Origin of the sequence: Pseudomonas sp. Irchel s3b6 (genome assembly GCF_900187415.1) — a bacterium.
Taxonomy (GTDB): Bacteria; Pseudomonadota; Gammaproteobacteria; order Pseudomonadales; family Pseudomonadaceae; genus Aquipseudomonas.
On sequence record NZ_FYDM01000014.1, the window covers coordinates 1 to 24,621 of the forward strand.

Sequence of the window (24,621 nt, forward strand, 5' to 3'; positions counted from 1 at the left end):
TACGGGTCAGTTGGAAGGTATCAACAATCGAATAAAGGTCATCAAGCGGGTGGCGTACGGTTACCGGGATAGCGAATTCTTTTTCATGAAGATCAAGAGCGTCTTTCCCGGTAATCCGTGAAGAACCATAAAAAAAGGCCACCCGAAGGCAGCCTTTAAAAACTAGAGAGGTTTTTACTTACACAGCCGCAACAGGGCGCATGTAAGAGATCGGTGCAGTGCTGGCGTCTTCGAAGGTCACGACTTCCCAAGCATCTGTCTGCTCAATCAATTTGCGCAGAAGCTGGTTGTTCAGTGCATGGCCCGACTTGAAGCCTTTGAACTCACCAATCAGGCTATTGCCCAGTAGGTAGAGGTCACCAATGGCATCGAGGATCTTGTGCTTCACGAATTCGTCTTCATAGCGAAGGCCGTCTTCGTTCAGTACACCATCAGCGTCGACCACGATGGCGTTTTCAACGCTACCGCCGAGTGCGAGGTTGTGCTTGCGCAGGTACTCGATATCACTCATGAAACCAAAGGTCCGGGCGCGGCTGACTTCTTTTACGAACGAAGTGCTGGAAAAATCCACGCTGGCACTTTGAGTGCGGTCACGAAACACCGGGTGATCGAAATCGATCTCGAAACTCACTTTGAAACCGTCGAAAGGGACGAAAGTGGCGCGCTTGTCGCCGTCTTCCACTGTCACTTCACGCAGGATCCGGATGAACTTCTTGGCTGCGTCCTGTTCTTCCAGGCCAGCCGATTGAATCAGGAATACGAAAGGTCCAGCGCTACCATCCATGATCGGGACTTCGGACGCGGAGAGCTCGACGTAGGCGTTATCGATGCCCAGGCCAGCCATGGCCGAGAGCAAGTGCTCTACCGTGTCCACTTTGACGTCACCGTTGACCAGTGTCGTCGACATAGTGGTTTCGCCAACGTTTTCCGCGCGAGCAGGAATCTGCACCACAGGGTCAAGGTCAGCACGACAAAACACAATGCCAGTGTCTACAGGCGCAGGCTTGAGGGTCAGGTAAACCTTCTCCCCGGAGTGCAGGCCGACACCTGTGGCACGGATAATATTCTTCAGGGTGCGTTGTTTAATCATGGCATGGGCCGCTTCAGCGCAAATTGCGAACTGGTATCAACAAAGGCTGGCGATAATAGCAGACCAGACCTTTGCTGAACACCAATCACCCTAATACCCCTGATACATTTCATCAATCGGCCTGACGACGCAGGAATGCCGGGATGTCCAGGTAGTCCAGATCGTCTTGCGGATTGAGCTTCGCCGCCGCTGCCGCACCGGCCTGAGCCTGGTTGCGCATCACGGTTGGGCGATCCAGGTCGCGGTAGTTCACCGACGGCATTTCCTGACGTGCGGCATGGGCTGGAGCCGTTGCTGTGGTCATGGAAGTGTGAACGGTGTTGTCGATGACCTTCACAGGTTTCTCGATTTTAGCACCCAGGCCGGTGGCAACCACAGTCACGTGCAGTTCATCGCGCATGTCCGGATCGATAACGGTACCGACCTTGACCATGGCGTGCTCGGAAGCGAAGGCTTCGATGATGCTACCCACGTCGGAGTACTCACCCAGGGACAGGTCAGGACCGGCGGTGATGTTCACCAGGATGCCGCGTGCACCTTGCAGGTTCACGTCTTCGAGCAACGGGTTGCGGATCGCCGCTTCGGTCGCTTCACGCGCACGGTTAGGACCGCTGGCGCAGCCAGTGCCCATCATGGCCATGCCCATTTCGCTCATGACCGTACGTACGTCGGCAAAGTCGACGTTGATCATGCCTGGACGCTTGATGATGTCGGAGATACCGCGAACGGCACCGGCCAGAACGTCGTCAGCCTTGGCGAAAGCCGACAGCAGGCTTGCGTCCTTGCCCAGGATGGTCAGCAGCTTCTCGTTGGGAATGGTGATCAACGAGTCAACGCTTTCGGAGAGCATGCGGATGCCTTCGTCGGCGATCTGCATACGCTTGCGGCCTTCGAACGGGAACGGGCGGGTCACCACCGCAACGGTGAGGATCCCCATTTCCTTGGCCACTTCGGCAATGATCGGAGCCGCACCGGTACCGGTACCGCCGCCCATGCCGGTGGTGATGAACACCATGTTGGTGCCGGCCAGCACTTCAGCAATGCGCTCACGGTCTTCCAGGGCGGCCTGACGACCGACCTCAGGGTTCGCGCCGGCACCCAAGCCTTTGGTCACGCCGGTGCCCAGTTGCAGGATGGTCCGCGCGCCGATGTTTTTCAGCGCCTGGGCATCAGTGTTGGCGCAGATGAACTCAACGCCTTCAATGTTGCTCTTGACCATGTGATTGACAGCGTTGCCGCCGCCACCGCCAACACCGATAACTTTAATAACCGGGCTTGCGGGGATGTTGTCTACGAGTTCGAACATTTTCCCTCTCCTTCATTTCTCTAGTTTTTTCGCCTACTGCGCCTACTGCGTGTTGCGTACCGCTTGAATCTACTGCTTAAAAATTGCCCTGGACCCAGCTTTTGATGCGATCAAGCAACGGGCCCTTGGCCTCTTCGTTGCTGTAGCTGTCGCGGTTGCTGCTGATCCCCGAGAAGGAAATGCCGTCGGACTGCTTTTGCAGGCCGTACATCAGCAAACCAACGCCGGTTGAATAAATCGGGTTACGCACCACATCGTCCAGCCCCTTGACGCCATGGGGCACGCCCAGACGAACCGGCATGTGGAAAATCTCTTCGGCCAGCTCGGTGGCACCTTCCATCTTCGAGGTACCGCCGGTCAGCACGATGCCGGCCGGAATCAGGTCTTCGTAGCCACTGCGACGCAGTTCGGCCTGGATCAGGGTGAACAGTTCGTCGTAACGCGGCTCGACCACTTCGGCCAGGGCCTGGCGGGACAGCTCGCGCGGCGGACGGTCACCGACACTCGGAACCTTGATGGTTTCACCGGCGCCGGCCAGCTTGGCCAGGGCGCAGGCGTAGCGAATCTTGATTTCTTCGGCGTACTGGGTCGGGGTGCGCAACGCCATGGCGATGTCGTTGGTCACCTGGTCACCGGCAATCGGGATCACTGCGGTATGACGAATCGCGCCTTCTGTGAAGATCGCGATGTCGGTGGTACCGCCGCCGATGTCCACCAGGCACACGCCCAGCTCTTTCTCGTCGTCGGTCAGTACCGAGTACGCGGACGCCAGTTGCTCGAGGATGATGTCGTCGATTTCCAGGCCACAGCGACGCACGCACTTTTCAATGTTCTGTGCCGCGTTCACCGCGCAGGTCACCACGTGGACCTTGGCTTCCAGACGCACGCCGGACATGCCCAGCGGCTCACGCACGCCTTCCTGGTTATCGATCACGTAATCCTGCGGCAAGGTGTGCAGTACCCGCTGGTCGGCCGGAATCGCCACGGCCTGGGCGGCGTCGAGGACGCGCTCAAGGTCGGCCGAGCTGACTTCGCGATCACGAATCGCCACGATACCGTGGGAGTTCAGGCTGCGAATGTGATTGCCGGCCACGCCGACGAACGCCGAGTGGATCCGGCAACCGGCCATCAGTTGCGCTTCTTCGATCGCACGCTGGATGGACTGCACGGTGGACTCGATATTCACCACCACGCCCTTCTTCAGGCCGCGGGACGGGTGTGTACCGATCCCGACGATTTCCAGCTGGCCATCGGCCGCGACCTCGCCTACCAGCGCCACCACCTTGGAGGTGCCGATATCCAGACCGACGATCATTTTGCCGCTTTGCACGTTTGCCATGGTCCTGCCTCTTCTCAATTCTTCGCGACGGCGGGTTGGGCCGTCGTGGGCGCTACAGGTTCCCGCCAGCCGACGGCAAGGCCGTTGGCATAACGCAGGTCGATGCGCGCAATGTTCGTAATCTGTTCTTTAAGCGTCTTGTCATAGATGGCAAAGAAGCGGCGCATCTTTTCCACCAGCTTGCCGCGGCCCAACAACAACTCGATCCCCGGTCCCGAACTGCCGGCACCCGTGGTCAGGAACCAGCTGCCGCGTTCACGCAACTCCAGCCGGGCAATCGAAAAACCCAAAGGCCTGAGCATCTGGCTCAACACCTGGTACTGCTGCATCACCTGCTGCTGGGCCCGCTGCGGGCCGAACAACTGTGGCAAATGCTCGTAGTTGGCCAACTCGCGCGGCGTAAACGCCTGGCCCTGGTTGTTCAGCAATGCCTCATCGCCCCAGCGGGCCACGGGCAGTTGTTCTTCCAGGCGAATCACCACCTGGTCCGGCCAGACGCGACGCACTTCGGCGTGGGCGATCCATGGCATCTGCTCGAGCTCGGTGCGCATGCTCGCCAGGTCGATGGTGAAGAAGCTCGCCGCCACGTACGGAGCGATCCGCTGCTGCACCGCTTGCTGGCTGATGTAGCTCAAGTCGCCCTGCACGTTGATCCGGGTGATCGGCCGGTCGGCGTACGGCATCAAGCGTTGTGCGCCTTCGTAGGTACCGAACCCCAGGGCCACCAGCAGCACGGGCCAGAACACGGCTTTGAGAAAAGCGAAATTGGCTTTGGGCAGGCGCACCGACATCGGCTCTTTGGCCACCATTCGGCTGGCACCCCGCGGCACCGGCTTGCGGCCGGGTGCGGATGGCTGATGACGTAGATGGGCGCCTTGCATGGCCTTAACCTCGCAGCTCTTCGTTGCCGGTAACGCTTGCCGCCAGGATCGCCAACACCAACTGTTGGAAATCCAGGCCTGCTGCCCGTGCCGCCATTGGCACCAGGCTGTGATCGGTCATGCCCGGTGCGGTGTTGACTTCCAGGAACCAGAACTGCCCATCGGCGTCCTGCATCACGTCTGCCCGCCCCCAACCGGCGATGCCCAGCGCCTCACAGGCTTTCGCCGTAAGGTCCATGAGCTCTTGTTCCTTGGCACTGTCGAGGCCACACGGGATCCGGTACTGGGTATCGGAAGCCAGGTACTTGGCGTCGTAGTCATAGAAAGTGTGCGGCGTCCCCAGGGCGATCGGTGGCAACACCTGGTCACGCAGCATGGCGATGGTGAACTCCGGACCTTGAATCCATTGCTCAACCAGAACTTGCGAATCGTAGGCACTGGCCGCTTTCCAGGCGTCGGTCAACTCAGACGCTGATGTCACTTTGGCCATACCGATACTTGAACCTTCATGCGCCGGTTTGACGATCAAAGGGAAGCCCAGTTCCGTCGCCGCCAAAATACAGTCGGCTTCGCTGCTCAATACCGCATGACGTGGCGTCGGAATGCCCAGGGTGTGCCAGACCTGCTTGGTGCGCAGTTTGTCCATGGCCAGGGCCGAAGCCAGGATGCCGCTGCCGGTGTAGGGAATGCCGAGGCACTCCAGCAGGCCCTGCATGCTGCCGTCTTCACCGCCACGGCCGTGGAGAATGATGAACGCGCGGTCGATCTTTTCACTGAGCAGGCGCTGCAGGAAGTCGTCCCCGACGTCGATGCCGAAGGCGTCCACGCCGGCGCTTTGCAGGGTTTCAAGCACGGCGTTGCCGGACTTGAGCGACACTTCGCGTTCAGCGCTTTTGCCACCGAACAGTACGGCAACACGGCCGAAGTCTTTCGGGGCGATGGTCGAGAACAGATTGGCGTAGGCTGCAGTCATTTCAACTTCCCCTCGCTAGGCGCGACAATGGCACCCGCGAACAACGGACTCTTCAACAGTTTCGGCGCAAGGCCGCCAATATCGCCGGCGCCCTGGCACAGCAGGATGTCGCCGGCACGCAGCAACGGTTTGACCAGTGGCGCGAGGTCGACGCCGCGCTCGATGTAGATCGGGTCGAGCTGGCCGCGCTGGCGAATGCTGTTGCACAATTTGCGGCTGTCCGCGCCCGGGATCGGCTCTTCGCCGGCCGGGTAGACTTCCATCAGCAGCAGGACGTTGGCGTCAGCCAGTACATTGACAAAATCGTCGTACAGGTCGCGGGTGCGGCTGTAACGGTGTGGCTGGTAGACCATCACCAGGCGGCGCTCCGGCCAGCCACCGCGGACGGCCTTGATCACCGCGGCGACTTCGGTCGGGTGGTGACCGTAGTCGTCGACCAGCATCACGCTGCCGTCTTCGACCGGCAGTTCGCCGTACACCTGAAAGCGTCGGCCAACGCCCTGGAAGCCCGACAGGCCCTGGACGATGGCTTCATCGCTGACCCCTTCGTCCGTGGCGATGCAGATGGTCGACAGGGCATTGAGGACGTTGTGGTTGCCCGGCATGTTCACCGACACATCCAGCGGCTCACGGTCAGGACGCAGCACCGTGAAGAAGGTCTGCATGCCCTGCTGGCGAACATTGATGGCGCGCACGTCGGCTTCTTCGCTGAAACCGTAAGTGACCGTCGGGCGCTTGACCTGTGGCAGGATTTCACGAACCACCGGATCGTCCAGGCACAACACCGCCAGACCGTAGAACGGCAGGTTGTGCAGGAACTCGACGAAGGTTTTCTTCAGTTTGTTGAAGTCACCGCCGTAGGTCGCCATGTGGTCGGCGTCGATGTTGGTGACCACGGCCACCAGCGGCTGCAAGTGCAGGAAGCTGGCGTCGCTTTCATCGGCTTCGGCGATCAGGTAGCGGCTGGTGCCCAGCTGGGCATTGGTGCCGGCTGCATTCAGGCGGCCACCGATCACGAACGTCGGGTCCAGGCCACCGGCGGCGAACACCGAAGCGATCAGGCTGGTGGTGGTGGTCTTGCCGTGGGTACCGGCCACTGCGATGCCATGGCGGTAGCGCATCAGCTCGGCCAGCATCTCGGCACGTGGCACCACCGGAATGCGGCGCTCCAGCGCGGTCGCGACTTCCGGGTTGGAGGTATTCACGGCGCTCGACACCACCAGCACATCGGCGCTCGCGCTGTTCTCGGCGCGGTGGCCGATGAAGATCTGTGCGCCGAAGGACTCCAGGCGCTCGGTCACCGGCGAGGCCTTCAGGTCGGAACCGGACACTTCATAGCCCAGGTTCAACAACACTTCGGCGATCCCGCACATGCCCACACCGCCGATACCGACGAAGTGGATACGACGGATGCGGCGCATTTCAGGTTGCGGCATGGCTTTCTGACTCTCAACCATGAACCACCTCCAGGCAGATATCGACCACGTTACGGGTTGCATCGGGTTTGGCCAGGCGACGAGCGGCGCTGGCCATGTCGTTGAGTCGTTGTGGTTGCATCAAGACCTCTGTCAGGCGTGCAGCGAGATCCGCTGCGCCAGTCGTTCTTTGCGGCATCAGGAAGGCGGCGCCTTCACGAGCCAAATAATCGGCGTTGCGGGTCTGGTGATCGTCGATCGCGTGGGGCAAAGGCACCAGCATCGAGGGCAGACCGGCAGCAGCCAGCTCACTGACAGTCAGCGCACCTGCGCGACAGACCACCAGGTCGGCCCAGCCATAGGCTTGGGCCATGTCTTTGATGAAAGGCTGCACCTGCGCCTCGACGCTGGCGGCGCGATAGCGCTCGGCAGTCACTTCATCGTGATTTTTTCCGGCCTGATGAAACACTTCCGGACGCAGTTCGGCAGGCACCTGCGACAGGGCTTCAGGCAGCAATTTGTTCAACGGTTCTGCGCCCAGGCTACCGCCCAGGATCAACAAGCGCGCTTTACGTCCGGCCAGGGCTGGGCGTTGTGTTTCGAGGAACAACTCGGCGCGTACCGGATTACCGGTGGTACGCCGGCTGCCACTGGCAGCAAAGGTGTCCGGGAAAGCTTCGCAGACTCGTGCGGCCAACGGCACCAGCAGCCGATTGGCGGTACCGGCGACGGCATTCTGTTCGTGAACGATCACCGGGACCCCGGCCAGCCTCGCTGCCACGCCACCGGGACCGGTGACATAGCCGCCAAAGCCCAGTACGCAGACCGGCTTGAGCTGACGGATGACCTGGCGCGCCTGCCAGATCGCCTTGAGCAGGACAAAGGGCGCCTTGAGCAGCGACAGCTTGCTCTTGCCGCGCAGGCCACTGACGTTGATCAGGTGCAACGGCAGGCCCGCGTTCGGGACCAGCTCGTTTTCGATCCCGCGCGGGGTGCCGAGCCAGTGCACGGTGTAGCCACGGGCCTGAAACTCGCGGGCACAGGCCAGCGCCGGGAACACGTGGCCACCGGTGCCGCCCGCCATGATCAGCACGTTAGCGCCCATGGGTCGGTTCCTCGGCAAAATCGCTCTCCTTGAATTCAATCTCTTCGCTGCCCAGGTGGGTCCGACTCTCCCACTCGATGCGCAGTAACAGGCCAAGGCAGGCGCTGCAGATCACCAGCGAGCTGCCGCCGTAGCTGAGAAACGGCAAAGTCAGGCCCTTGGTCGGCAGCAGGCCGACGTTCACTCCGATATTGATCAGAAACTGACCGATCCACAGGAACGACAAACCGTAGGCCACGTAGGCGGCGAAATACTGCTTGGCCTTCTCGGCCCACAAGCCGATGTACATGCCACGAATACAGACAAAGGCGAACAGCGCTACCGTGCACAACGAACCTATAGCGCCCAGTTCTTCGGCCAATACCGAGAACACGAAGTCGGTGTGGGCTTCCGGCAGGTAGAACTGTTTCTGCACACTGTTGCCCAAGCCAACGCCCAGCCATTCGCCGCGACCGAAAGCGATCAAGGCTTGAGACAACTGATAGCCAGCACCGAACTGGTCAGCCCACGGGTCGGCAAAGTTGGTCAGGCGCGCCATTCGATACGGTTGCATTTGGATCAACAACACCACCGCCCCGACCGCCAGGACAACCATCAGGGAAAAACGGAACAGCCCGACCCCACCGAGAAACAGCATTGCCGCAGCGGCCCCCATCATCACGACGGTGGCGCCAAAGTCCGGCTCCATCAGCAACAGGCCCGCCATCGGCAGCAGTACGATGAACGGCTTGAAGAAGCCCATCCAGCTTTCACGCACTTCTTTCTGACGACGCACCAGATAACCGGCGAGGTAGATCACCACGAACACCTTAGCGATCTCGGAAGGCTGAACGTTGAAGAAGCTGAAGCCGATCCAGCGCATCGAACCGTTCACTTCACGACCGATCCCCGGGATGATCACCATCACCAGTAGACCGAACGCGCCAATCAGCATCACCCAGCCCAGGCGTTGCCAGGTAGCGATCGGAATCATCATGGTGACGATGCAGGCAGCAAGGCCCAGCACCACGTAGATAAGGTGGCGAATCATGTAATACAGGGCACTGCCCGACTGCGCCGCCGCCACCTCGGTCGATGCCGATGCAATCATGATCAGCCCGAGACCGAGCAGCGTCAGGCAGCCGGCGAGCATCGGGAAGTCGAGGTCGATGCCACGCCCGGTGATGAGCGGCGACGGGTACGGCTTGATGATGTCTTTCAGGTTCATGCCACGTCCTCCCCGGCCAATGCGTTCACGGCCTGGACGAACTGGTGACCACGGTCTTCGTAGTTCTTGAACATGTCGAAACTGGCGCACGCCGGCGACAGCAGCACTACGTCGCCCGGTTGGGCTGCGGCACGGCATTGCGCCACGGCGTCAACCAGGGAACCCGCGCGAATCAGCGGTACGGCATCGCCGATGGCCTCGCCGATCTTGTCGGAATCACGGCCCATCAAGATCACGGTGCGGCAGTTGGCCGCCACCGGATCGCGCAGGTCCTTGAACTCGGCACCCTTGCCGTCACCACCGGCGATCAGCACGATCTTGCCGTCGATGTCCGCGCCCAGGCCTTCGATCGCAGCCAGGGCCGCTCCGACGTTGGTGGCTTTGGAATCGTTGTAGTAACCGACGCCATCCAGGTCACGCACCCACTGGCAACGGTGTTCGAGGCCGGCGAAGTTACGCAGCGCCGAAAGCATCGCATCGAACGGAAGGCCGACCGCATGACCGAGCGCCAGCGCCGCCAGGGCGTTGGACTGGTTGTGGGCGCCGCGAACTTTCAACTCGCGCACCGGCATCAGGTTCTGGAATTCGAAGGCCAGGTACTTCTCGCCGTCTTCTTCACGGATACCGAAGGCCTTGAAGTCAGGCTTGCTCAAGCCGAAGGTCCAGCAGGGCTGGCCTTCGCCCATCAGTGGACGGCTCAGGGCGTCCTGACGGTTGACCACGAACTGCCTGGCGCCACGGAAGATCCGATGCTTGGCCAGGTGGTAGGCCGGCAGGCCGCTGTAGCGGTCCATGTGGTCTTCGCTGATGTTGAGCACGGTGGCCACTTCAGCGTTGAGCTGATCGGTGGTTTCCAGCTGGAAGCTCGAGAGCTCCATCACGTACAGCTCGACGTCGTCGCTCAGCAGGTCGAGTGCCGGCGTGCCGAGGTTGCCGCCCACGGCCACGCGCTTGCCGGCGGCGGCCGCCATGTCGCCGACCAGGGTGGTCACGGTGCTTTTCGCGTTAGAACCGCTGATGGCGACAATCGGCGCCTTCGCGTTACGCGCGAACAGCTCGATGTCACCGGACAATTTCACCCCTCGGGCCGCAGCCGCCTGCAGGGCGGGTGTCGCCAGGGCCAGGCCAGGGCTCACGTAGAGCTCGTCGGCGCGGCAGAGGAATTCGACGTCCAGCTCGCCACAACGCACTTCCACGTGCGGGTAGTCACGGCGCAGCGTGACCAGCTCCGGTGGATTTTCCCGCGTATCGGCCACTGCAAACGCCACGCCCCGGTTCGCCAGGAAGCGAACCAGGGACATGCCGCTCTTGCCGAGGCCGACAACGATGCGGAAGTGGTCAGAAGCGATCAGAGACACTCGTTCTACCTCAGCTTCAGGGTGGCAAGGCCAATCAGCACGAGAATCACGGTGATGATCCAGAAACGGACGATCACGCGCGGCTCGGGCCAGCCCTTGAGTTCAAAGTGGTGGTGAATCGGCGCCATGCGAAACACGCGGCGACCGGTCAGCTTGAAAGAAGCCACCTGGATCACCACCGACAGGGTTTCCATCACGAACACACCGCCCATGATGAACAGGACGATTTCCTGGCGGACGATCACCGCGATGGTGCCCAAGGCCGCGCCCAGCGCCAGTGCGCCGACGTCGCCCATGAAGACTTGCGCCGGGTAGGTGTTGAACCAGAGGAAGCCCAGGCCGGCACCGATCAACGCACCGCAGAACACAATCAACTCACCCGCGCCCGGAACATAAGGGATCAGCAGGTATTCGGCGAACTTCACGTTACCCGACAGGTAGCAGAAGATTCCCAGCGCGCCGCCCACCATCACGGTCGGCATGATTGCCAGGCCGTCGAGGCCGTCGGTCAGGTTGACCGCGTTGCTGGAGCCGACGATCACGAAATAGGTCAGCACGATGAAACCGGCGCCCAGCGGAATGCTGTAGTCCTTGAGCATCGGCAGGATCAGGGTGGTTTCCACCGGTGTGGCGGCGGTCATGTACAGGAAAATCGCCGCGCCCAGGCCAAACACCGACTGCCAGAAGTATTTCCAGCGACTGGGCAGGCCACGGGAGTTTTTCTCGATGACCTTGCGGTAGTCGTCAACCCAGCCGATGGCGCCGAACAGCAGGGTCACCAACAACACGACCCAGACATAACGGTTGCTCAGGTCGGCCCAGAGCAAGGTGCTGACAGCGATGGCCGACAGGATCAGCGCGCCGCCCATGGTCGGGGTGCCCGATTTGGACAGGTGCGATTGCGGGCCGTCGTGACGGACCGATTGGCCGATCTGACGGTGCTGCAGGGTGCGGATCATCCACGGGCCGAAGCACAGCGACAGTACAAGCGCGGTCAGTACACCGAGAATCCCGCGCAGGGTCAGGTACTGAAAGACCGCGAAGCCCTTGTAGAACTGTTGCAAGTACTCCGCTAGCAGCAGCAGCATTAATGTTTCTCCCCGCTCGAACCGCACAAGGCCGCGACGACGTTTTCCATCGCAGCGCTGCGCGAGCCCTTGATCAAAATAGTGGTGTTTGTATCGTGTTCGGCGCCCAGCGCCGCAATCAGATCCGCCTGGTTGGCGAAATGACGAGCCTGTTCACCGAAGGCTGCGACGGCATGCGCCATCATCGGGCCTACTGCGTAAAGTGCGGAAACCTTGCCGCTGGCATACGCGCCAACTTCGCGGTGCCCCTGCTCCGCCCACTCGCCCAACTCGCCAATATCCCCGAGCACCAGGACGGTGCGACCGGAAAAGCCGACCAGTATATCAACGGCAGCGCACATGGAGGTGGGGTTTGCGTTGTAAGTATCATCAATTACGCGCATGCCGTTGGTCGCCAGCTGCGCAACCGCGCGCCCCTTGACCGGTTGCACGGCATTCAGGCCGCTGGTGATACCGGACAGCGATACACCCAGGGCATGAGCGGCCGCGGCAGCTGCCAGGGCATTGGCCACGTTATGGGCACCCAGCAGATTCAATTGAACATGCGCGATACCCAGCGGGCTGTGCAGGGTGAACGATGGGCAGCCACGTGCATCGCGATCCAGGCCGCTGGCGTGGAAATCGGCACGGCTGTCGTCCAGGGAAAATGTCAGCACCTGACGGCCGGCCGCGCGCTTTTCCCAGATGACAAAGGCCTTGTCGTCGAGATTCAGGACGGCGACGCCATCAGTGTCCAGCCCTTCGAGAATCTCGCCCTTGGCTTCGACGATTTTCTCTGGCCCGCCAAACTCGCCAACGTGGGCGGTACCGGCATTGTTGATGATCGCGACATGCGGCTTGGTCAGGCCGACGGTGTAGGCAATCTCGCCGATGCGCGAGGCGCCGAGTTCGATAACGGCTGCGGTATGTTCCGGGGCCAGTTCGAGCAAGGTCAACGGCACGCCGAGGTCGTTGTTCAGGTTGCCACGGGTCGCCAGCACCGGGCCACGCGTGCGCAGGATGCTCGCGAGCATTTCCTTGACCGTGGTCTTGCCGCTGGAACCGGTGATCGCCGCCACTGGATGCGGGTACGCGGCACGGTTCAGCGCGCCGAGCTGGCCCAACGCCTGGCGCGCATCCTTGACCAGTAACTGCGCCAGGGTGGCGTTGGCCACTTCACGCTCGACCACGGCGGCAACCGCGCCTTTGGCGGCCACGTCGTTCAGGTAGTCATGACCATCAAAGCGCGGACCGGTCAGCGCAATGAACAGTTGGCCAGGCTGGATCGCCCGGCTGTCGATGCTGACTCCGTCAAAATGGCTGTCTACGGACAGTACGCGGCCTGCCAATGGGCCTGCCACTTCGCTGAGTTTCAAGGCCTTAAGCACGGGCCACCTCCCATGCGGTCAAGGCATGATCGGCCTCGACCAGATCAGAGAAGTCATGGCGTTCGCCGTTGATTTCCTGGTAATCCTCGTGACCTTTGCCGGCCAGGACAATCACATCATCGGCGCTGGCACCGGCAATCAGCTCGGCAATTGCCCGACCGCGACCCGGAACGAAACGAACCTTATCCACAGCGGAAAAACCGACGCGAATATCATCGAAAATCTGCGCGGGGTCTTCGGTGCGCGGATTGTCATCGGTCACCAGCACGCCATCGGCCAGGCGTTCAACCACTTCGGCCATCAACGGACGCTTGCCGCGATCGCGATCGCCGCCGCAACCGAACAGGCAGAGCAGCTTGCCCTTGGCGTGCGGACGCAAGGCCATCAGGACTTTTTCCAGCGCATCCGGGGTGTGGGCATAATCGACCACCACCAAGGGTTGGCTGCCACCGCCCAAGCGCTGCATGCGACCGGCCGGACCCTCGAGTTTTGGCAGCACACGCAGAATTTCATCCAGCGCGTAGTCCAGCCCCAGCAGTGCGCCTACCGCGGCCAGCACGTTGCTCAGGTTGAATCGCCCCAGCAAGGTGCTACGCAGATGGTGTTCGCCCTGTGGCGTCACCAGCGTGGCGCGTACGCCTTCGTCGTCGAACGCAGCTTCACGGCAATACAGGTAGGCACTGGAATCTTCCAGGCTATAGGTAATCAGCCGCGACTCACCCTTGTCAGCAACCAGCGTCCGACCGAACTCGTCATCGAGGTTGATGACCCGGCACTTCAAGTCGTTCCAGCCGAACAGCCTGGATTTCGTCTCGCCGTAGGCTTGCATGGTGCCGTGGTAATCCAGGTGATCGCGCGACAGGTTGGTGAGCACGGCCACATCAAATGCCAGCGCGCTGACTCGGCCTTGATCCAGGCCATGGGAAGACACTTCCATGGCCACGGCCTTGGCACCGGCCTTTTTCAGGTCAGCCAGGGTGGCCTGAACGGCGATGGGGTTCGGCGTGGTGTGCAGGCCGCTTTCCAGCGCGCCATGGAAACCGCTGCCCAAGGTGCCCACGATGCCGCAGTGTTGCCCCAGCAGGTCCAGCGCTTGCGCGACCAGTTGGGTCACACTGGTTTTACCGTTGGTGCCGGTCACGCCAATCAGGTTCAGGTGACGGCTCGGCTCGCCATAAAAGCGCCCGGCGATATCGGACAGCTGCGCGGCCAGGCCCTTCACCGGAATCAATGGCACGTCGGTAATCGGCAGGACGGTTGCCCCTTCGACTTCATACGCCACCGCCGCCGCACCGCGCTGCAGCGCATCGGCAATGTGCGCACGGCCGTCGAACTTGCCGCCAGGCACGGCAAGGAACAGGTCGCCTGCCCGCACGCTACGGCTGTCCAGGGTCAGTTCGCGGATCAGCAGGTCATGACCTGCGTGGGCAAAAATCTTGTTCAGGCTAAGAGACATCAGCCGCGCCCTCCGTTGGCTTTAACTGGAATAGCCGGTGTTGCATTGGCTGTTTGGGTCGGTGGCAGGTTGTCCGGGGTGATGTTCATCAGGCGCAGGGTGCCGGACATCACTTTGCTGAACACCGGCGCAGAAACCAGGCCACCGTAGTAGCCGGCCTTGCTCGGTTCATCAATCACGACAACGATCGCGAAACGCGGATCGCTCATCGGGCCGAAGCCGGCGAACAGCGAACGATAGGAGTTTTCGGCATAGCCTTTGGTGCCCACCGAGGTCTTACGCGCAGTACCTGACTTGCCGCCCACGTGATAGGCCGGTACTTGTGCACGGAACACACCGCGCGGAGCCTCGATCACCTGCTGCAACATGCCCTGCATGGTTTTGGCCACGCTTTCCGGCATCACCTGGGCGGCTTGCGGGGGCTTGTCGGTCTTGATCAGGGTCAGCGGTGCGAGACGGCCGTTGTTGGCCAGCGCCGAAAACGCATGGACCAGTTGGATGGCCGTCACCGAAATACCGTAGCCATAGGACAGTGTCGCGGTCTCGGCCTTGCGCCATTCGCGGTAGTTCGGCAGGTTGCCGACCCGCTCGCCCGGGAAGCCCAGGCCGGTGTCCTGGCCCAGGCCAATCCGCTGGGCAAGACGGAAAATGGTTTCGCCGCCGATATCGAAGGCGATCTTGCTCATGCCCACGTTACTGGAGTTGATCAGGATCCCGGTCAGGTCCAGTACCGGGCCTTCTGTCTTGGAAACGTCGCGGATGGTGTATTTGCCCAGCTGCAGCGTGCCCGGGTACACCTCGACGGTGTCACTCGGCTTCCAGCGACCGGATTCCAGCGCGGCGCTCATGGAGATCGCCTTCATGGTCGAACCTGGCTCGAACACGTCGATCATCGCGCGGTTACGCATCATCGCCGGTTGCAGGTTACGGCGGTTGTTCGGGTTGTAGGTTGGCTGGTTGACCATGGCGAGGATCTCGCCGGTCTTCACGTCCATGATCACCAGGCTGCCGGCCTTGGCGCCGTTCTCGATGATGGCGTTACGCAACTCGCGGTTAGCCAGGTATTGCAGGCGCAGGTCAATGGACAACGCCAAGGGCTTACCGGCCTTGGCGTTTTTGGTCACCTGAACGTCTTTGATCAACCGGCCGCGCCGGTCCTTGATGACCTGACGCTTTCCGGGAACGCCCGCCAGCCATTCGTCATAGGCCAGTTCCACCCCTTCACGACCGTGATCGTCGATATCGGTAAAGCCAACCATATGGGCGGTGACTTCACCGGCCGGGTAGAAACGCCGGAACTCTTCAATGCCATAGACACCGGGCACCTTGAGGTCGAGCACGAGCTGGCCCTGCTCGGGGGTCAACCCGCGCACCAGATAGATGAATTCCTTGTTGGCCTGGGCTTCCAGGCGCTCGGTCAGGGCTTTCGGGTCCTGGCCCAGGGCAGCCGCCAGCGCCGGCCATTTTTCCTTGGCCGTTTGCATTTCCTTGGCATTGGCCCACAAGGTCGTGACCGGGGTACTCACGGCCAAGGGTTCACCGTTGCGGTCGGTGATCAGGCCACGGTGAGCTGGAATGGGAATGTGACGAAGACTGCGCGCATCGCCCTGCCCCTTGAGGAAGTCGCGATCGATGACCTGCAGGTCGATGATGCGCCAGGCAATCGCCGCCACCATGATGCCGAGCAAGCCCAGCACCAGGCGAAAACGCCAGGGAAACAGCGCGCCTTCGAGTTTCATCATGGCGCCACCATTCGCACTTCAGCCGCGCCCGGGATGTGCATTTTCAGTTGTTCGGTGGCCAGTACTTCGATACGGCTGTGGGCCGTCCAGGTACTTTGCTCGAGGATCAGGCGACCCCACTCTGCCTGTGCCTTGTCACGCACGCTCAACTCGTTGTACAGCGAGTTGAGCAGCTGACGATTCCAGTGGGCGCTGTAGGACACCGCGATCGCGGACATCAGCACGCCAACAAACAGCAGCAGCATGAAAAAGCTGCCGCCTGGAAGAGGCTTGGCAAAGAGCTTGCTCACCGCAGCTTCTCCGCGACGCGCATGACGGCGCTACGCGAACGTGGGTTGGCTTTGAGCTCGGCTTCGCCGGCGAACTGCGCTTTGCCATGGATTTTGATTTTCGGCACAAAGGCTTCGAAACGTACCGGCAGGTTGCGCGGCAGGTTATCGGTTTCACCCTTGACCAGTTTGCGCATGAACAACTTGACGATGCGGTCTTCCAGCGAGTGGAAGCTGATCACCACCAGACGACCACCGACTTCCAGCGCCTCGAGCGCCGCTTCAAGACCGGTTTCAAGGTCGCCCAGTTCGTTGTTGACGTGAATCCGCAGGCCCTGGAATGCACGGGTGGCAGGGTTCTTGCCTTTTTCCCAGGCCGGGTTGGCCACTTTCAGGACTTCGGCCAGATCCCCGGTGCGCTCGAACGGCTTGATGTCGCGACGCTCGGCCACGGCACGGGCCATGCGACCGGAAAAACGTTCTTCGCCGTATTCCTTGAATACGCGGGCAATTTCTTCGACAGGCGCGGTGTTGACGAACTCGGCCGCACTGATCCCGCGGGACGGGTCCATGCGCATGTCCAGCGGGCCGTCATTGAGGAAGCTGAAGCCGCGTTCGGGATCGTCGAGCTGTGGCGAAGACACCCCCAGGTCAAGCAGAACGCCGCTGACCTTGCCGGCCAGGCCGCGCTCGGCCACTTCCGAACCCAGCTCGGCAAAGCTGCGCTGCACAACGACAAAGCGGCCGTCTTCGGCCGCTAGCGTTTGCCCGGTGGCAATCGCTTGAGGATCCTTGTCGAATCCCAGCAACCGGCCATCTGGACCAAGCTGGCTGAGTATCAGGCGGCTATGACCGCCGCGCCCGAAGGTGCCATCGAGATAGCACCCATCAGGGCGTACGGCGAGAGCCTCGACGGCTTCGTCAAGCAGTACGGTGATGTGGTTAAAGCCGCTATCAATAGTCACAGGATCAAATCACGCAGTTCATCAGGCATGGCGCCCGGTTGTTGAATAGCAGCCAGGTCAGCAGCAGACACTGCATCCCAGGCATCCTCGTCCCACAATTGGAACTTGTTCAGTTGGCCTACCAGCATTGCGCGCTTATCCAACTTGGCGTATTCGCGCAGACGCGGCGGAACCAGAAAACGACCACTGCCATCGAGTTCGAGATCGACGGCATTACCAATCAGCAAGCGTTGCAAACGACGGTTTTCTTCGCGCAGCGAAGGCAGTGCGCGCAGTTTGGTTTCAATCAGCTCCCACTCATCGAGGGGGTAAACGCACAAACAAGGGTCAACGGCATCAATCGTTACGATTAACTGCCCCGAACTTCGCGAAACGAGCTCGTCACGATACCGGCTCGGCATGGCGAGACGGCCTTTTGCATCGAGACTAATAGCGTTGGCTCCGCGAAACACGTTAGCGTTTCTCCAAATTTTAGCGTTTTACGCTCAAAAAACCCACTTCATGCCACTTTTCGCCACTTGTGCACACTATAGGAATGCGCCTACCACACCGTCAAGGCGCGGATCGTAGGAAAAGCCTTACAGATCGGAGATTTAGAGGCGCAAAAGAAGAGGTTACGAGTATTTGACGGGGGATTGAGCTCGACAACTTGAAGCAGCACTGAAGGCTACGTTCAGAAGTTAAAGTAATTTGTTAAGAGTAAGATTTTTTTGGTATTACAAAAGCGCGTCTGCTATTGATTCAAGCAGGGTGGGTAATGGCTACTACGGGCGCCTCTGCAAACGGGGTCCTGCGGGACGGTCTATCGACATTAAACTTATCACCGCCAGCCACTTGAACGCTAGCCAGTCGATAGTACCAAGCCTCTCTGCCTGTGGCTCAGGCAGAGAAGATAAATAAGGTGGAGAGTCGATCTGTAAGCCGGGTTCTGTCTTGAACAGTCATTCGTCTACGATGGCCATCACTGGACACCTTTAGCAACCTACCCGGTCCCAGCGCGGGCCACGCCTTGGGACCCTATTTGGTCTTGCTCCAAGTGGGGTTTACCTAGCCACGAACTGTTGCCAGTCGTGCGGTGCGCTCTTACCGCACCTTTTCACCCTTACCGGCACCGAAGTGCTTAGGCGGTTATTTTCTGTGGCACTTTCCGTAGGCTCGCGCCTCCCAGGCGTTACCTGGCACTTCGCCCTATGGAGCCCGGACTTTCCTCCCCCCCCTAATTTTCATAGAGGGCAGCGACTGTCCGATCGACTCTCCGCCGCGAAGGTTAACGGCACAACGCCCGAAGAACAAGCAATAAAAGCCTTTTACCGCTCTACAGCCCGCGCGCTTACTCGCCTTTCTGCTTTTCCAGGGCCACTTGATAAAGCACGTTCTTGCGCTCACCGGTTATTTGCGCCGCCAGGGCTGCCGCACGCTTGAGGGGCATCTCCTCGAGCAACAGATTGAGGACACGCATCGCCTCACTGCTGACCGCGTCCTCGCTTTCCGGGGCCGTCCAGCCAGCCACCAATACCACGCACTCGCCGCGCTGCTGATTGCTGTCGGCCTCGACGAAGGCACGCAACTCGGCCAACGGCAGCCCCTTGAGCGTCTCGAAGGTCTTGGTCAGCTCACGCGCCAGCAACGCCGGACGGCCTGCGCCAAACACCTGTTCCATGTCCTGCAGGCACTCCAGAATCCGGTGCGGCGCCTCGTAAAAGATCAAGGTGCGCGGTTCTTCCTTTATAGACTCCAGACGCGCACGACGCCCAACGGCCTTGGCCGGCAGGAAACCCTCGAAGATAAAGCGGTCCGACGGCAGCCCCGCCGCAGACAATGCCGCAATCAACGCGCAAGCACCCGGAACCGGGACTACATTAATACCGGCCGCCCGCGCCTGACGCACCAGGTGATAACCGGGATCAGAGATCAGTGGAGTACCCGCGTCAGAAATCAGCGCGACGTTGTCGCCTGCCAGCAAACGCGTAATGAAGCGACTGCCCTCATCGCGCTCGTTGTGCTCATGGCAAGCGGCCAAAGGCGTACCAATCCCGAAATGTTGCAGTAACCGCAAGGAGTGACGGGTATCTTCAGCTGCGATCAACGCCACCTCACGCAAGATTTTCAGCGCGCGGGCACTGATGTCATCCAGGTTGCCGATGGGCGTCGCCACCACATAAAGCGAGCCAGCAGCGGAATTCAAAGCACCTGGAGCAGTCAAAGCGCACACCTCATGGTTGGTAAAACCGCCATTGTAGCGCGTAGTAGCCCCTCGGATGAGCGTCACTGTCGTCATTGGACACCCGCCACTGTTGAGCCCCGTAACATTTACACGACCTAAATTGAACGTTTCACACCAGCAACATCGCGCCCCGGCCAGCGCTTGGGTACAATTCCACGCTAATTTGATCGAGTATCAGGAACACTTACATGATCGCTTGCCTGCGGCTGTTCACTGCCCTCTGCCTTGCTGCCTTGCTGGCGGCTTGCGCCAGCTCGCCCTCGTCCAGCCTTGGCGACCTTCCACGGACTGCGGATGCCAGTATCGAGCAACTGCTCGAACAGGCCGCCACCTCAGACAATCCGGAAAAGGCTGCCCTGCTGCGCCTGAGCGCCGCCGACCTGGCCTACCGTCAAGGTAACGCCGACCAGTCCGCGCAAATACTTCAACAGGTTCCAGTGCAACAGCTGAAGCCCGGCCAACAGGTCTTCGCCAGCACCCTGGCGGCGGAACTGGCCATGACTCGCAACCAGCCCAAGGCGGCGCTAACCGCCCTGAGCCATCCAAGCCTGCAACGCCTGGACGAGTTGCCCGACGAGCAGCAAGTGCGCACCGGCACCGTCCGCGCCCGCGCCCTCGAAGCCGATGGCCAGACCCTGGCCGCCGTCCGCCAGCGCATCGCCATTGCACCGATGCTCGAAGGTGACGCCGCCAGCAAGAACCATGAGGCCATCTGGGGACTTATCGCGTCCCTACCAACCGATCAACTGCAACCGATCACCGACGACGAACTCGGTGGCTGGATGAGCCTGGCCGTGGCGGTGAAAACCGCGGGCACGCTGGAACTGCAACAGGCTGCCATCGAGCAATGGCGTGCCCAGCACCCGGAACACCCGGCCGCCATTCAACTGCCTCTGCCCCTGACCCAGCTCAAGCAACTGGCCAGCCAGCCCGTCAGCAAAATCGCCCTGCTGCTGCCCCAGGAAGGCCCGTTGGCCTCGGTGGCCAAGGCCCTGCGCGAAGGCTTCATGGCCGCTCACTATCAGGCTCAACAGGCCGGACAGAAGCCACCAGCCATCGAGTTTTATGACAGCTCGCGTCTGACCTCGCTGGACGACTTCTATCGCAAGGCGCAGGCCGATGGGGTGCAACTGGTTGTTGGCCCACTGGAAAAACCACTGGTCAAACAACTCAGCGCCCGCCCACAACTGCCCATCACCACCCTGGCACTGAACTACAGCGAAGGCGATCAAGTCCCCGCCCAACTGTTCCAGTTCGGCCTGGCCGCCGAGGACGAAGCCCGCGAAGTGTCCCGTCGCGCACGGGCCGACGGCCTGCATCGCGCCGCCGTCCTGGTACCAAAAGGCGAATGGGGCGATCGCGTCCTCAAGGCGTTCAGTCAGGACTGGCAAGGCAACGGCGGCACCATCATCGGTGTCGAACGTGTCGACCAGCCCGTGCAACTGGCCCAGCAAATCGCCGACCTGTTCCAGCTGCGCCAGAGCGAAGGTCGCGCCAAGAGTCTGCAAAGCACCCTGGGCTCCCAGGTCGCCGCACAACCTTCGCGTCGCCAGGACATCGAGTTCATCTTCCTGGCCTCGACCCCGCAACAGGCCCAACAGATCAAGCCCACGCTGAACTTCCAGTACGCGGGCGACGTACCGGTCTACGCCACGTCCCATGTGTACAGCGCCAGCGGCGACCAGAACCAGTACAACGACATGAATGGCATTCGCTTCTGCGATACCCCATGGCTGCTGAACATCAATGATCCGCTGCGCCAGCAAGTGACCGCTCAATGGCCGCAAGCCAGTGGCAGCCTGGGCCGCCTGTATGCCATGGGTGTCGATGCCTACCGCCTGGCTCCACGCCTGGGTCAGCTCAAGGCATTGCCTGACAGCACCATCGAAGGCCAATCGGGCAACCTGAGCATGAGCCCGACACAGCGTATTCAACGTCAGTTGCCTTGGGCACAGTTCGTCAACGGGCAGGTTCAGCGCCTGCCAGACACCCAACGTTAATGCCTGACAGGTCACGCCAACAACGCGGGCGAGATGCTGAAAGCCAGGCGCTCCAGCATCTCCAGCAACAGGGCCTATGCCTCCTGGCGCAGAACTGGCTGTGTAAACGCGGTGAGCTTGATCTGGTCATGCTTGACGGCGATACAGTAGTATTCGTCGAAGTCCGCTACAGACAAAACACCCAATGGGGTGGCGCGCTCGGCAGCATCGATGCGCGCAAGCGTCAAAAACTGATTCTCGCCGCGCAGTACTTTCTGCAAAGCGAGTCGCGCTGGGCCGATTCCCCCTGCCGCTTTGATGTAGTTGCCATAGACAGCACCGCAACACAGCTGAACTGGCTACGGAATGCCTTTGATAGCTGACCGCTCTCGGGCAAGGCCGCCTTTAACCCAATACTTTTGCTCTTTGCTTTGCGGGCCGCACTTTGCCGTGCCACCAAGCCGCGCCACTTAAGGTCACACAGATGGACATGCAATCCCGAATTCGCCAGCTTTTTCAGGCCAGTATCGATACCAAGCAACAGGCGATGGACGTACTTGCACCGCACATCGAGCAAGCCAGCCAAGTGATGGTCAACGCCCTGCTCAACGAAGGCAAAATGCTTTCGTGCGGTAATGGCGGTTCGGCCGGCGACGCACAGCATTTCTCTTCCGAATTGCTTAACCGTTTCGAGCGCGAGCGCCCAAGCCTGCCAGCCATCGCACTGACCACCGACAGCTCGACGATCACCTCGATCGCCAACGACTACAGCTACAACGAAATATTTTCCAAGCAAATCCGTGCACTGGGCCAACCCGGCGACGTATTGCTGGCGATTTCCACCAGCGGCAACTCGGCCAACATTATTCAAGCGATCCAGGCCGCACATGATCGCGAAATGATTGTCGTAGCATTGACCGGTCGCGACGGCGGCGGCATGGCCTCGCTGCTTTTGCCTGAAGACGTCGAAATTCGCGTACCGGCCAACGTCACCGCACGCATTCAAGAAGTTCACCTGCTGGCGATCCACTGCCTCTGCGACTTGATCGACAGCCAATTGTTCGGGAGTGAAGAATGACCCTTAATCGCCTCGGCCTTGTGGCCCTGACCCTGAGCCTTGCCATCAGCGGCTGCACCTCGATGGTGAGCGCCAGCCGTGAAAGCCCTATTCAAGATGACCGTGGCACTCGCACCTTCGGTAGCAAGATCGACGACTCCCTGATCGAAACCAAGGTCGGCGTGAACGTGGCCAAGGCCAACCCGGACCTGGATCGCAACTCGCACATCGTCGTGACCAGCTTCAACGGCGTCGTGCTGCTCGCCGGACAAACACCCCGCTCCGACCTCAAGGCTCAAGCCGAGCAGGCCGCGGCTGCCGTCCAGCGGGTCAAGACCGTGCATAACGAACTGCAAGTGATGCAGCCTTCGTCGTTGCTGGCCCGTAATAACGACGCCTGGCTGACCACCAAGATCAAAGCCCAGATGCTCACCGACCCGAGCATTCCCGGCTCACGCATCAAGGTCGTGACCGAGAATGGCATCGTCTACTTGCTGGGCCTGCTGACCAAGCAGGAAGCCGCCCAGGCGACCAATTTGGTACAGGGTGTTTCCGGCGTACAAAAGATTGTGAAGCTGTTCGAGTACATCGATTGATGTAACCCGAACGCCAGGCACAAAAAAGGCGATCCATCCGGATCGCCTTTTTTATTACTTCACCACCTTCAAACTGGGTCGACCGCTTGGGCGCGGCGGCTCGTCATCGGGTGGAGACTGATCACCTTCCTGCTCGATCTCTTCCTCGTCATCCAGAGGCGATTCCAGATCGAACACCATACCCTGACCATTTTCCCGGGCGTAAATGCCCAGGATCGCGCCTACAGGCACGTACAGGGTATGAGGAACACCACCGAAGCGCCCCTCGAAGCTGACCGCCTCGTTATCCATGTGCAGATGACGAACAGCCGCAGGAGAGACGTTCAGAACAATCTGTCCATCACTGGCAAACCCCTGGGGGACCTGCACCGATGGAAACTCGGAATTGACCAGCATGTGCGGTGTGCAGTCGTTGTCCACAATCCACTCATAGAGCGCGCGGACCAAATAAGGTCGACTGGAGTTCATAGCGGCTCCTTAAGCCTTAGCGCATATCGCGTTCGGCAGCAGACAGGCTCGCCTGGAATGCCTCACGCGCAAACTGGCGCTCCATATAATCAAGCAGCGGCTTGGCAGGCCGCGGCAGTTCGATACCTAGCATCGGCAAACGCCAGAGTATTGGCAATAGGCAACAATCCACCAGGCTTTGTTCATCACTCAGGAAAAAAGGTTTGTCGGCAAATAACGGCGAAACCCCGGTGAGACTTTCACGCAACTCCTTGCGAGCCTGTACGCGCGCGGGCTCCTTGGTCCGCGAATCCAGAATCAGATCCACCAGGCCACACCAGTCGCGCTGAATGCGATGTATCAGCAGACGGCTGTTGGCACGCGCCACGGGATAAACCGGCAGCAAAGGCGGATGCGGGTAACGCTCATCCAGGTATTCCATCACCACCGTCGACTCCCACAACGCCAGGTCACGATCGACCAGGGTGGGCAAGCTGCCGTAGGGGTTCACTTCGATCAGTTTTGGCGGCTGACGGCCCGCCTCCACACTGATGATCTCGGCGCTGACACCCTTCTCTGCCAGTACGATTCGCACTCGGTGGGAATAGTGGTCGGCGGGGTCGGAGTAACAGGCCAACCGATTGGTCACGCCCATGGCGATCCTCCTCGCTTGTTGAAATTATCGGAGCGGAAAAACGAGCGCGCCCAGAGGGCGCCTCCCGTAACGCCTGGATGACCAGACTCGTTACACTTTCGG

General features: G+C 60.6%; 24 protein-coding genes and 1 other RNA gene. 5 read left to right on the plus strand and 20 right to left on the minus strand.

From position 1 onward, the window contains the following. The coding region (locus tag CKW07_RS19755; RefSeq protein ID WP_141234428.1) for a transposase at positions 1–121 on the plus strand (121 nt) is incomplete at its 5' end. Positions 122–178: 57 nt separating this feature from the next. On the opposite strand, the gene lpxC is transcribed toward CKW07_RS19755, so the two are convergent. From lpxC to rsmI, 18 genes are all read right to left on the minus strand, one after another. Further along, positions 179–1,090: a UDP-3-O-acyl-N-acetylglucosamine deacetylase gene (gene lpxC / locus CKW07_RS19760; protein ID WP_008016709.1), complete on the minus strand. Its 912-nt coding sequence runs from the start codon at positions 1,088–1,090 to the stop codon at positions 179–181. Positions 1,091–1,202: 112 nt separating this feature from the next. Then, complete coding sequence (ftsZ, locus tag CKW07_RS19765) at positions 1,203–2,396, minus strand: cell division protein FtsZ (RefSeq protein ID WP_095146655.1); 1,194 nt, start codon at positions 2,394–2,396, stop codon at positions 1,203–1,205. 76 nt (positions 2,397–2,472) lie between these two features. Then, positions 2,473–3,735, minus strand: coding sequence for a cell division protein FtsA (ftsA, locus tag CKW07_RS19770; protein WP_095146656.1), 1,263 nt, complete (start codon positions 3,733–3,735; stop codon positions 2,473–2,475). 14 nt (positions 3,736–3,749) lie between these two features. Beyond that, positions 3,750–4,616 carry a cell division protein FtsQ/DivIB gene (locus CKW07_RS19775; protein WP_095146657.1) on the minus strand — a complete coding sequence of 289 codons (867 nt, stop codon included), beginning with the start codon at positions 4,614–4,616 and terminating at the stop codon, positions 3,750–3,752. A gap of 4 nt (positions 4,617–4,620) precedes the next feature. Then, a complete protein-coding gene (locus CKW07_RS19780; RefSeq protein ID WP_095146658.1) occupies positions 4,621–5,589 on the minus strand; it encodes a D-alanine--D-alanine ligase in 969 nt (322 codons plus the stop codon). Next, the gene (gene murC, locus CKW07_RS19785) at positions 5,586–7,046 is read right to left on the minus strand and encodes a UDP-N-acetylmuramate--L-alanine ligase (protein ID WP_095146659.1); all 1,461 of its coding nucleotides are present in this window, start codon (positions 7,044–7,046) and stop codon (positions 5,586–5,588) included. Before murC ends, CKW07_RS19780 begins: the two co-directional genes overlap by 4 nt. Next, positions 7,039–8,109 carry an undecaprenyldiphospho-muramoylpentapeptide beta-N-acetylglucosaminyltransferase gene (murG, locus tag CKW07_RS19790; protein WP_095146660.1) on the minus strand — a complete coding sequence of 357 codons (1,071 nt, stop codon included), beginning with the start codon at positions 8,107–8,109 and terminating at the stop codon, positions 7,039–7,041. Before murG ends, murC begins: the two co-directional genes overlap by 8 nt. Beyond that, the gene (gene ftsW, locus CKW07_RS19795) at positions 8,099–9,316 is read right to left on the minus strand and encodes a putative lipid II flippase FtsW (protein ID WP_095146661.1); all 1,218 of its coding nucleotides are present in this window, start codon (positions 9,314–9,316) and stop codon (positions 8,099–8,101) included. The genes murG and ftsW overlap by 11 nt, the downstream gene beginning before the upstream one ends. Next, positions 9,313–10,674, minus strand: coding sequence for a UDP-N-acetylmuramoyl-L-alanine--D-glutamate ligase (gene murD / locus CKW07_RS19800; protein WP_095146662.1), 1,362 nt, complete (start codon positions 10,672–10,674; stop codon positions 9,313–9,315). Before murD ends, ftsW begins: the two co-directional genes overlap by 4 nt. 5 nt (positions 10,675–10,679) lie before the next feature. Beyond that, positions 10,680–11,762, minus strand: coding sequence for a phospho-N-acetylmuramoyl-pentapeptide-transferase (gene mraY / locus CKW07_RS19805; protein WP_095146663.1), 1,083 nt, complete (start codon positions 11,760–11,762; stop codon positions 10,680–10,682). Beyond that, entirely contained in the window at positions 11,762–13,129 is a 1,368-nt protein-coding gene (murF, locus tag CKW07_RS19810) for a UDP-N-acetylmuramoyl-tripeptide--D-alanyl-D-alanine ligase (protein WP_095146664.1), read from the minus strand. Before murF ends, mraY begins: the two co-directional genes overlap by 1 nt. Further along, complete coding sequence (locus CKW07_RS19815) at positions 13,122–14,585, minus strand: UDP-N-acetylmuramoyl-L-alanyl-D-glutamate--2,6-diaminopimelate ligase (protein ID WP_095146665.1); 1,464 nt, start codon at positions 14,583–14,585, stop codon at positions 13,122–13,124. The genes murF and CKW07_RS19815 overlap by 8 nt, the downstream gene beginning before the upstream one ends. Further along, positions 14,585–16,324, minus strand: coding sequence for a penicillin-binding protein 2 (locus CKW07_RS19820; RefSeq protein ID WP_176465346.1), 1,740 nt, complete (start codon positions 16,322–16,324; stop codon positions 14,585–14,587). The genes CKW07_RS19815 and CKW07_RS19820 overlap by 1 nt, the downstream gene beginning before the upstream one ends. Continuing rightward, a complete protein-coding gene (gene ftsL, locus CKW07_RS19825; protein WP_095079819.1) occupies positions 16,324–16,617 on the minus strand; it encodes a cell division protein FtsL in 294 nt (97 codons plus the stop codon). The genes CKW07_RS19820 and ftsL overlap by 1 nt, the downstream gene beginning before the upstream one ends. Next, positions 16,614–17,561 (minus strand): 16S rRNA (cytosine(1402)-N(4))-methyltransferase RsmH, encoded by a 948-nt coding sequence (gene rsmH / locus CKW07_RS19830; RefSeq protein ID WP_371850661.1) that lies wholly within the window; start codon positions 17,559–17,561, stop codon positions 16,614–16,616. Before rsmH ends, ftsL begins: the two co-directional genes overlap by 4 nt. Continuing rightward, entirely contained in the window at positions 17,558–18,013 is a 456-nt protein-coding gene (gene mraZ, locus CKW07_RS19835) for a division/cell wall cluster transcriptional repressor MraZ (protein ID WP_019693566.1), read from the minus strand. Before mraZ ends, rsmH begins: the two co-directional genes overlap by 4 nt. 449 nt (positions 18,014–18,462) lie before the next feature. After that, positions 18,463–18,816: RNase P RNA component class A (gene rnpB, locus CKW07_RS19840), an RNA gene on the minus strand. Between the two features lie 75 nt (positions 18,817–18,891). Continuing rightward, positions 18,892–19,764 (minus strand): 16S rRNA (cytidine(1402)-2'-O)-methyltransferase, encoded by an 873-nt coding sequence (gene rsmI, locus CKW07_RS19845; protein ID WP_095146667.1) that lies wholly within the window; start codon positions 19,762–19,764, stop codon positions 18,892–18,894. Positions 19,765–19,973: 209 nt separating this feature from the next. Between rsmI and CKW07_RS19850 the strand changes: the two genes are divergently transcribed. The 4 genes from CKW07_RS19850 to CKW07_RS19865 all read left to right on the plus strand — a co-directional run bounded on the left by CKW07_RS19850 (position 19,974) and on the right by CKW07_RS19865 (position 23,417). Continuing rightward, positions 19,974–21,785: a penicillin-binding protein activator gene (locus CKW07_RS19850; protein ID WP_095146668.1), complete on the plus strand. Its 1,812-nt coding sequence runs from the start codon at positions 19,974–19,976 to the stop codon at positions 21,783–21,785. Continuing rightward, on the plus strand, positions 21,785–22,147 hold the full coding sequence (locus CKW07_RS19855; RefSeq protein WP_095146669.1) for a YraN family protein: 363 nt from the start codon (positions 21,785–21,787) through the stop codon (positions 22,145–22,147). Before CKW07_RS19850 ends, CKW07_RS19855 begins: the two co-directional genes overlap by 1 nt. Positions 22,148–22,248: 101 nt before the next feature. After that, on the plus strand, positions 22,249–22,842 hold the full coding sequence (locus CKW07_RS19860; protein ID WP_007904374.1) for a phosphoheptose isomerase: 594 nt from the start codon (positions 22,249–22,251) through the stop codon (positions 22,840–22,842). After that, positions 22,839–23,417 carry a BON domain-containing protein gene (locus CKW07_RS19865; RefSeq protein WP_095079811.1) on the plus strand — a complete coding sequence of 193 codons (579 nt, stop codon included), beginning with the start codon at positions 22,839–22,841 and terminating at the stop codon, positions 23,415–23,417. The genes CKW07_RS19860 and CKW07_RS19865 overlap by 4 nt, the downstream gene beginning before the upstream one ends. A gap of 54 nt (positions 23,418–23,471) precedes the next feature. On the opposite strand, the gene CKW07_RS19870 is transcribed toward CKW07_RS19865, so the two are convergent. After that, a complete protein-coding gene (locus tag CKW07_RS19870) occupies positions 23,472–23,885 on the minus strand; it encodes a ClpXP protease specificity-enhancing factor (RefSeq protein ID WP_095146670.1) in 414 nt (137 codons plus the stop codon). A 16-nt stretch (positions 23,886–23,901) separates the two neighbouring features. After that, the gene (locus CKW07_RS19875; protein WP_095146671.1) at positions 23,902–24,519 is read right to left on the minus strand and encodes a glutathione S-transferase N-terminal domain-containing protein; all 618 of its coding nucleotides are present in this window, start codon (positions 24,517–24,519) and stop codon (positions 23,902–23,904) included. Between the last annotated feature and the right edge of the window lie 102 nt (positions 24,520–24,621).

Excerpts from the sequence above, each read along its gene's own strand:
- lpxC (WP_008016709.1), bottom strand. The coding sequence starts at position 1,090 with ATGATTAAACAACGCACCCTGAAGAATATTATCCGTGCCACAGGTGTC.
- ftsZ (WP_095146655.1), bottom strand. The coding sequence starts at position 2,396 with ATGTTCGAACTCGTAGACAACATCCCCGCAAGCCCGGTTATTAAAGTT.
- ftsA (WP_095146656.1), bottom strand. The coding sequence starts at position 3,735 with ATGGCAAACGTGCAAAGCGGCAAAATGATCGTCGGTCTGGATATCGGC.
- CKW07_RS19775 (WP_095146657.1), bottom strand. The coding sequence starts at position 4,616 with ATGCAAGGCGCCCATCTACGTCATCAGCCATCCGCACCCGGCCGCAAG.
- CKW07_RS19780 (WP_095146658.1), bottom strand. The coding sequence starts at position 5,589 with ATGACTGCAGCCTACGCCAATCTGTTCTCGACCATCGCCCCGAAAGAC.
- murC (WP_095146659.1), bottom strand. The coding sequence starts at position 7,046 with ATGGTTGAGAGTCAGAAAGCCATGCCGCAACCTGAAATGCGCCGCATC.
- murG (WP_095146660.1), bottom strand. The coding sequence starts at position 8,109 with ATGGGCGCTAACGTGCTGATCATGGCGGGCGGCACCGGTGGCCACGTG.
- ftsW (WP_095146661.1), bottom strand. The coding sequence starts at position 9,316 with ATGAACCTGAAAGACATCATCAAGCCGTACCCGTCGCCGCTCATCACC.
- mraY (WP_095146663.1), bottom strand. The coding sequence starts at position 11,762 with ATGCTGCTGCTGCTAGCGGAGTACTTGCAACAGTTCTACAAGGGCTTC.
- CKW07_RS19815 (WP_095146665.1), bottom strand. The coding sequence starts at position 14,585 with ATGTCTCTTAGCCTGAACAAGATTTTTGCCCACGCAGGTCATGACCTG.
- CKW07_RS19820 (WP_176465346.1), bottom strand. The coding sequence starts at position 16,324 with ATGAAACTCGAAGGCGCGCTGTTTCCCTGGCGTTTTCGCCTGGTGCTG.
- CKW07_RS19850 (WP_095146668.1), top strand. The coding sequence starts at position 19,974 with ATGATCGCTTGCCTGCGGCTGTTCACTGCCCTCTGCCTTGCTGCCTTG.
- CKW07_RS19855 (WP_095146669.1), top strand. The coding sequence starts at position 21,785 with ATGCCTGACAGGTCACGCCAACAACGCGGGCGAGATGCTGAAAGCCAG.
- CKW07_RS19860 (WP_007904374.1), top strand. The coding sequence starts at position 22,249 with ATGGACATGCAATCCCGAATTCGCCAGCTTTTTCAGGCCAGTATCGAT.
- CKW07_RS19865 (WP_095079811.1), top strand. The coding sequence starts at position 22,839 with ATGACCCTTAATCGCCTCGGCCTTGTGGCCCTGACCCTGAGCCTTGCC.
- CKW07_RS19870 (WP_095146670.1), bottom strand. The coding sequence starts at position 23,885 with ATGAACTCCAGTCGACCTTATTTGGTCCGCGCGCTCTATGAGTGGATT.
- CKW07_RS19875 (WP_095146671.1), bottom strand. The coding sequence starts at position 24,519 with ATGGGCGTGACCAATCGGTTGGCCTGTTACTCCGACCCCGCCGACCAC.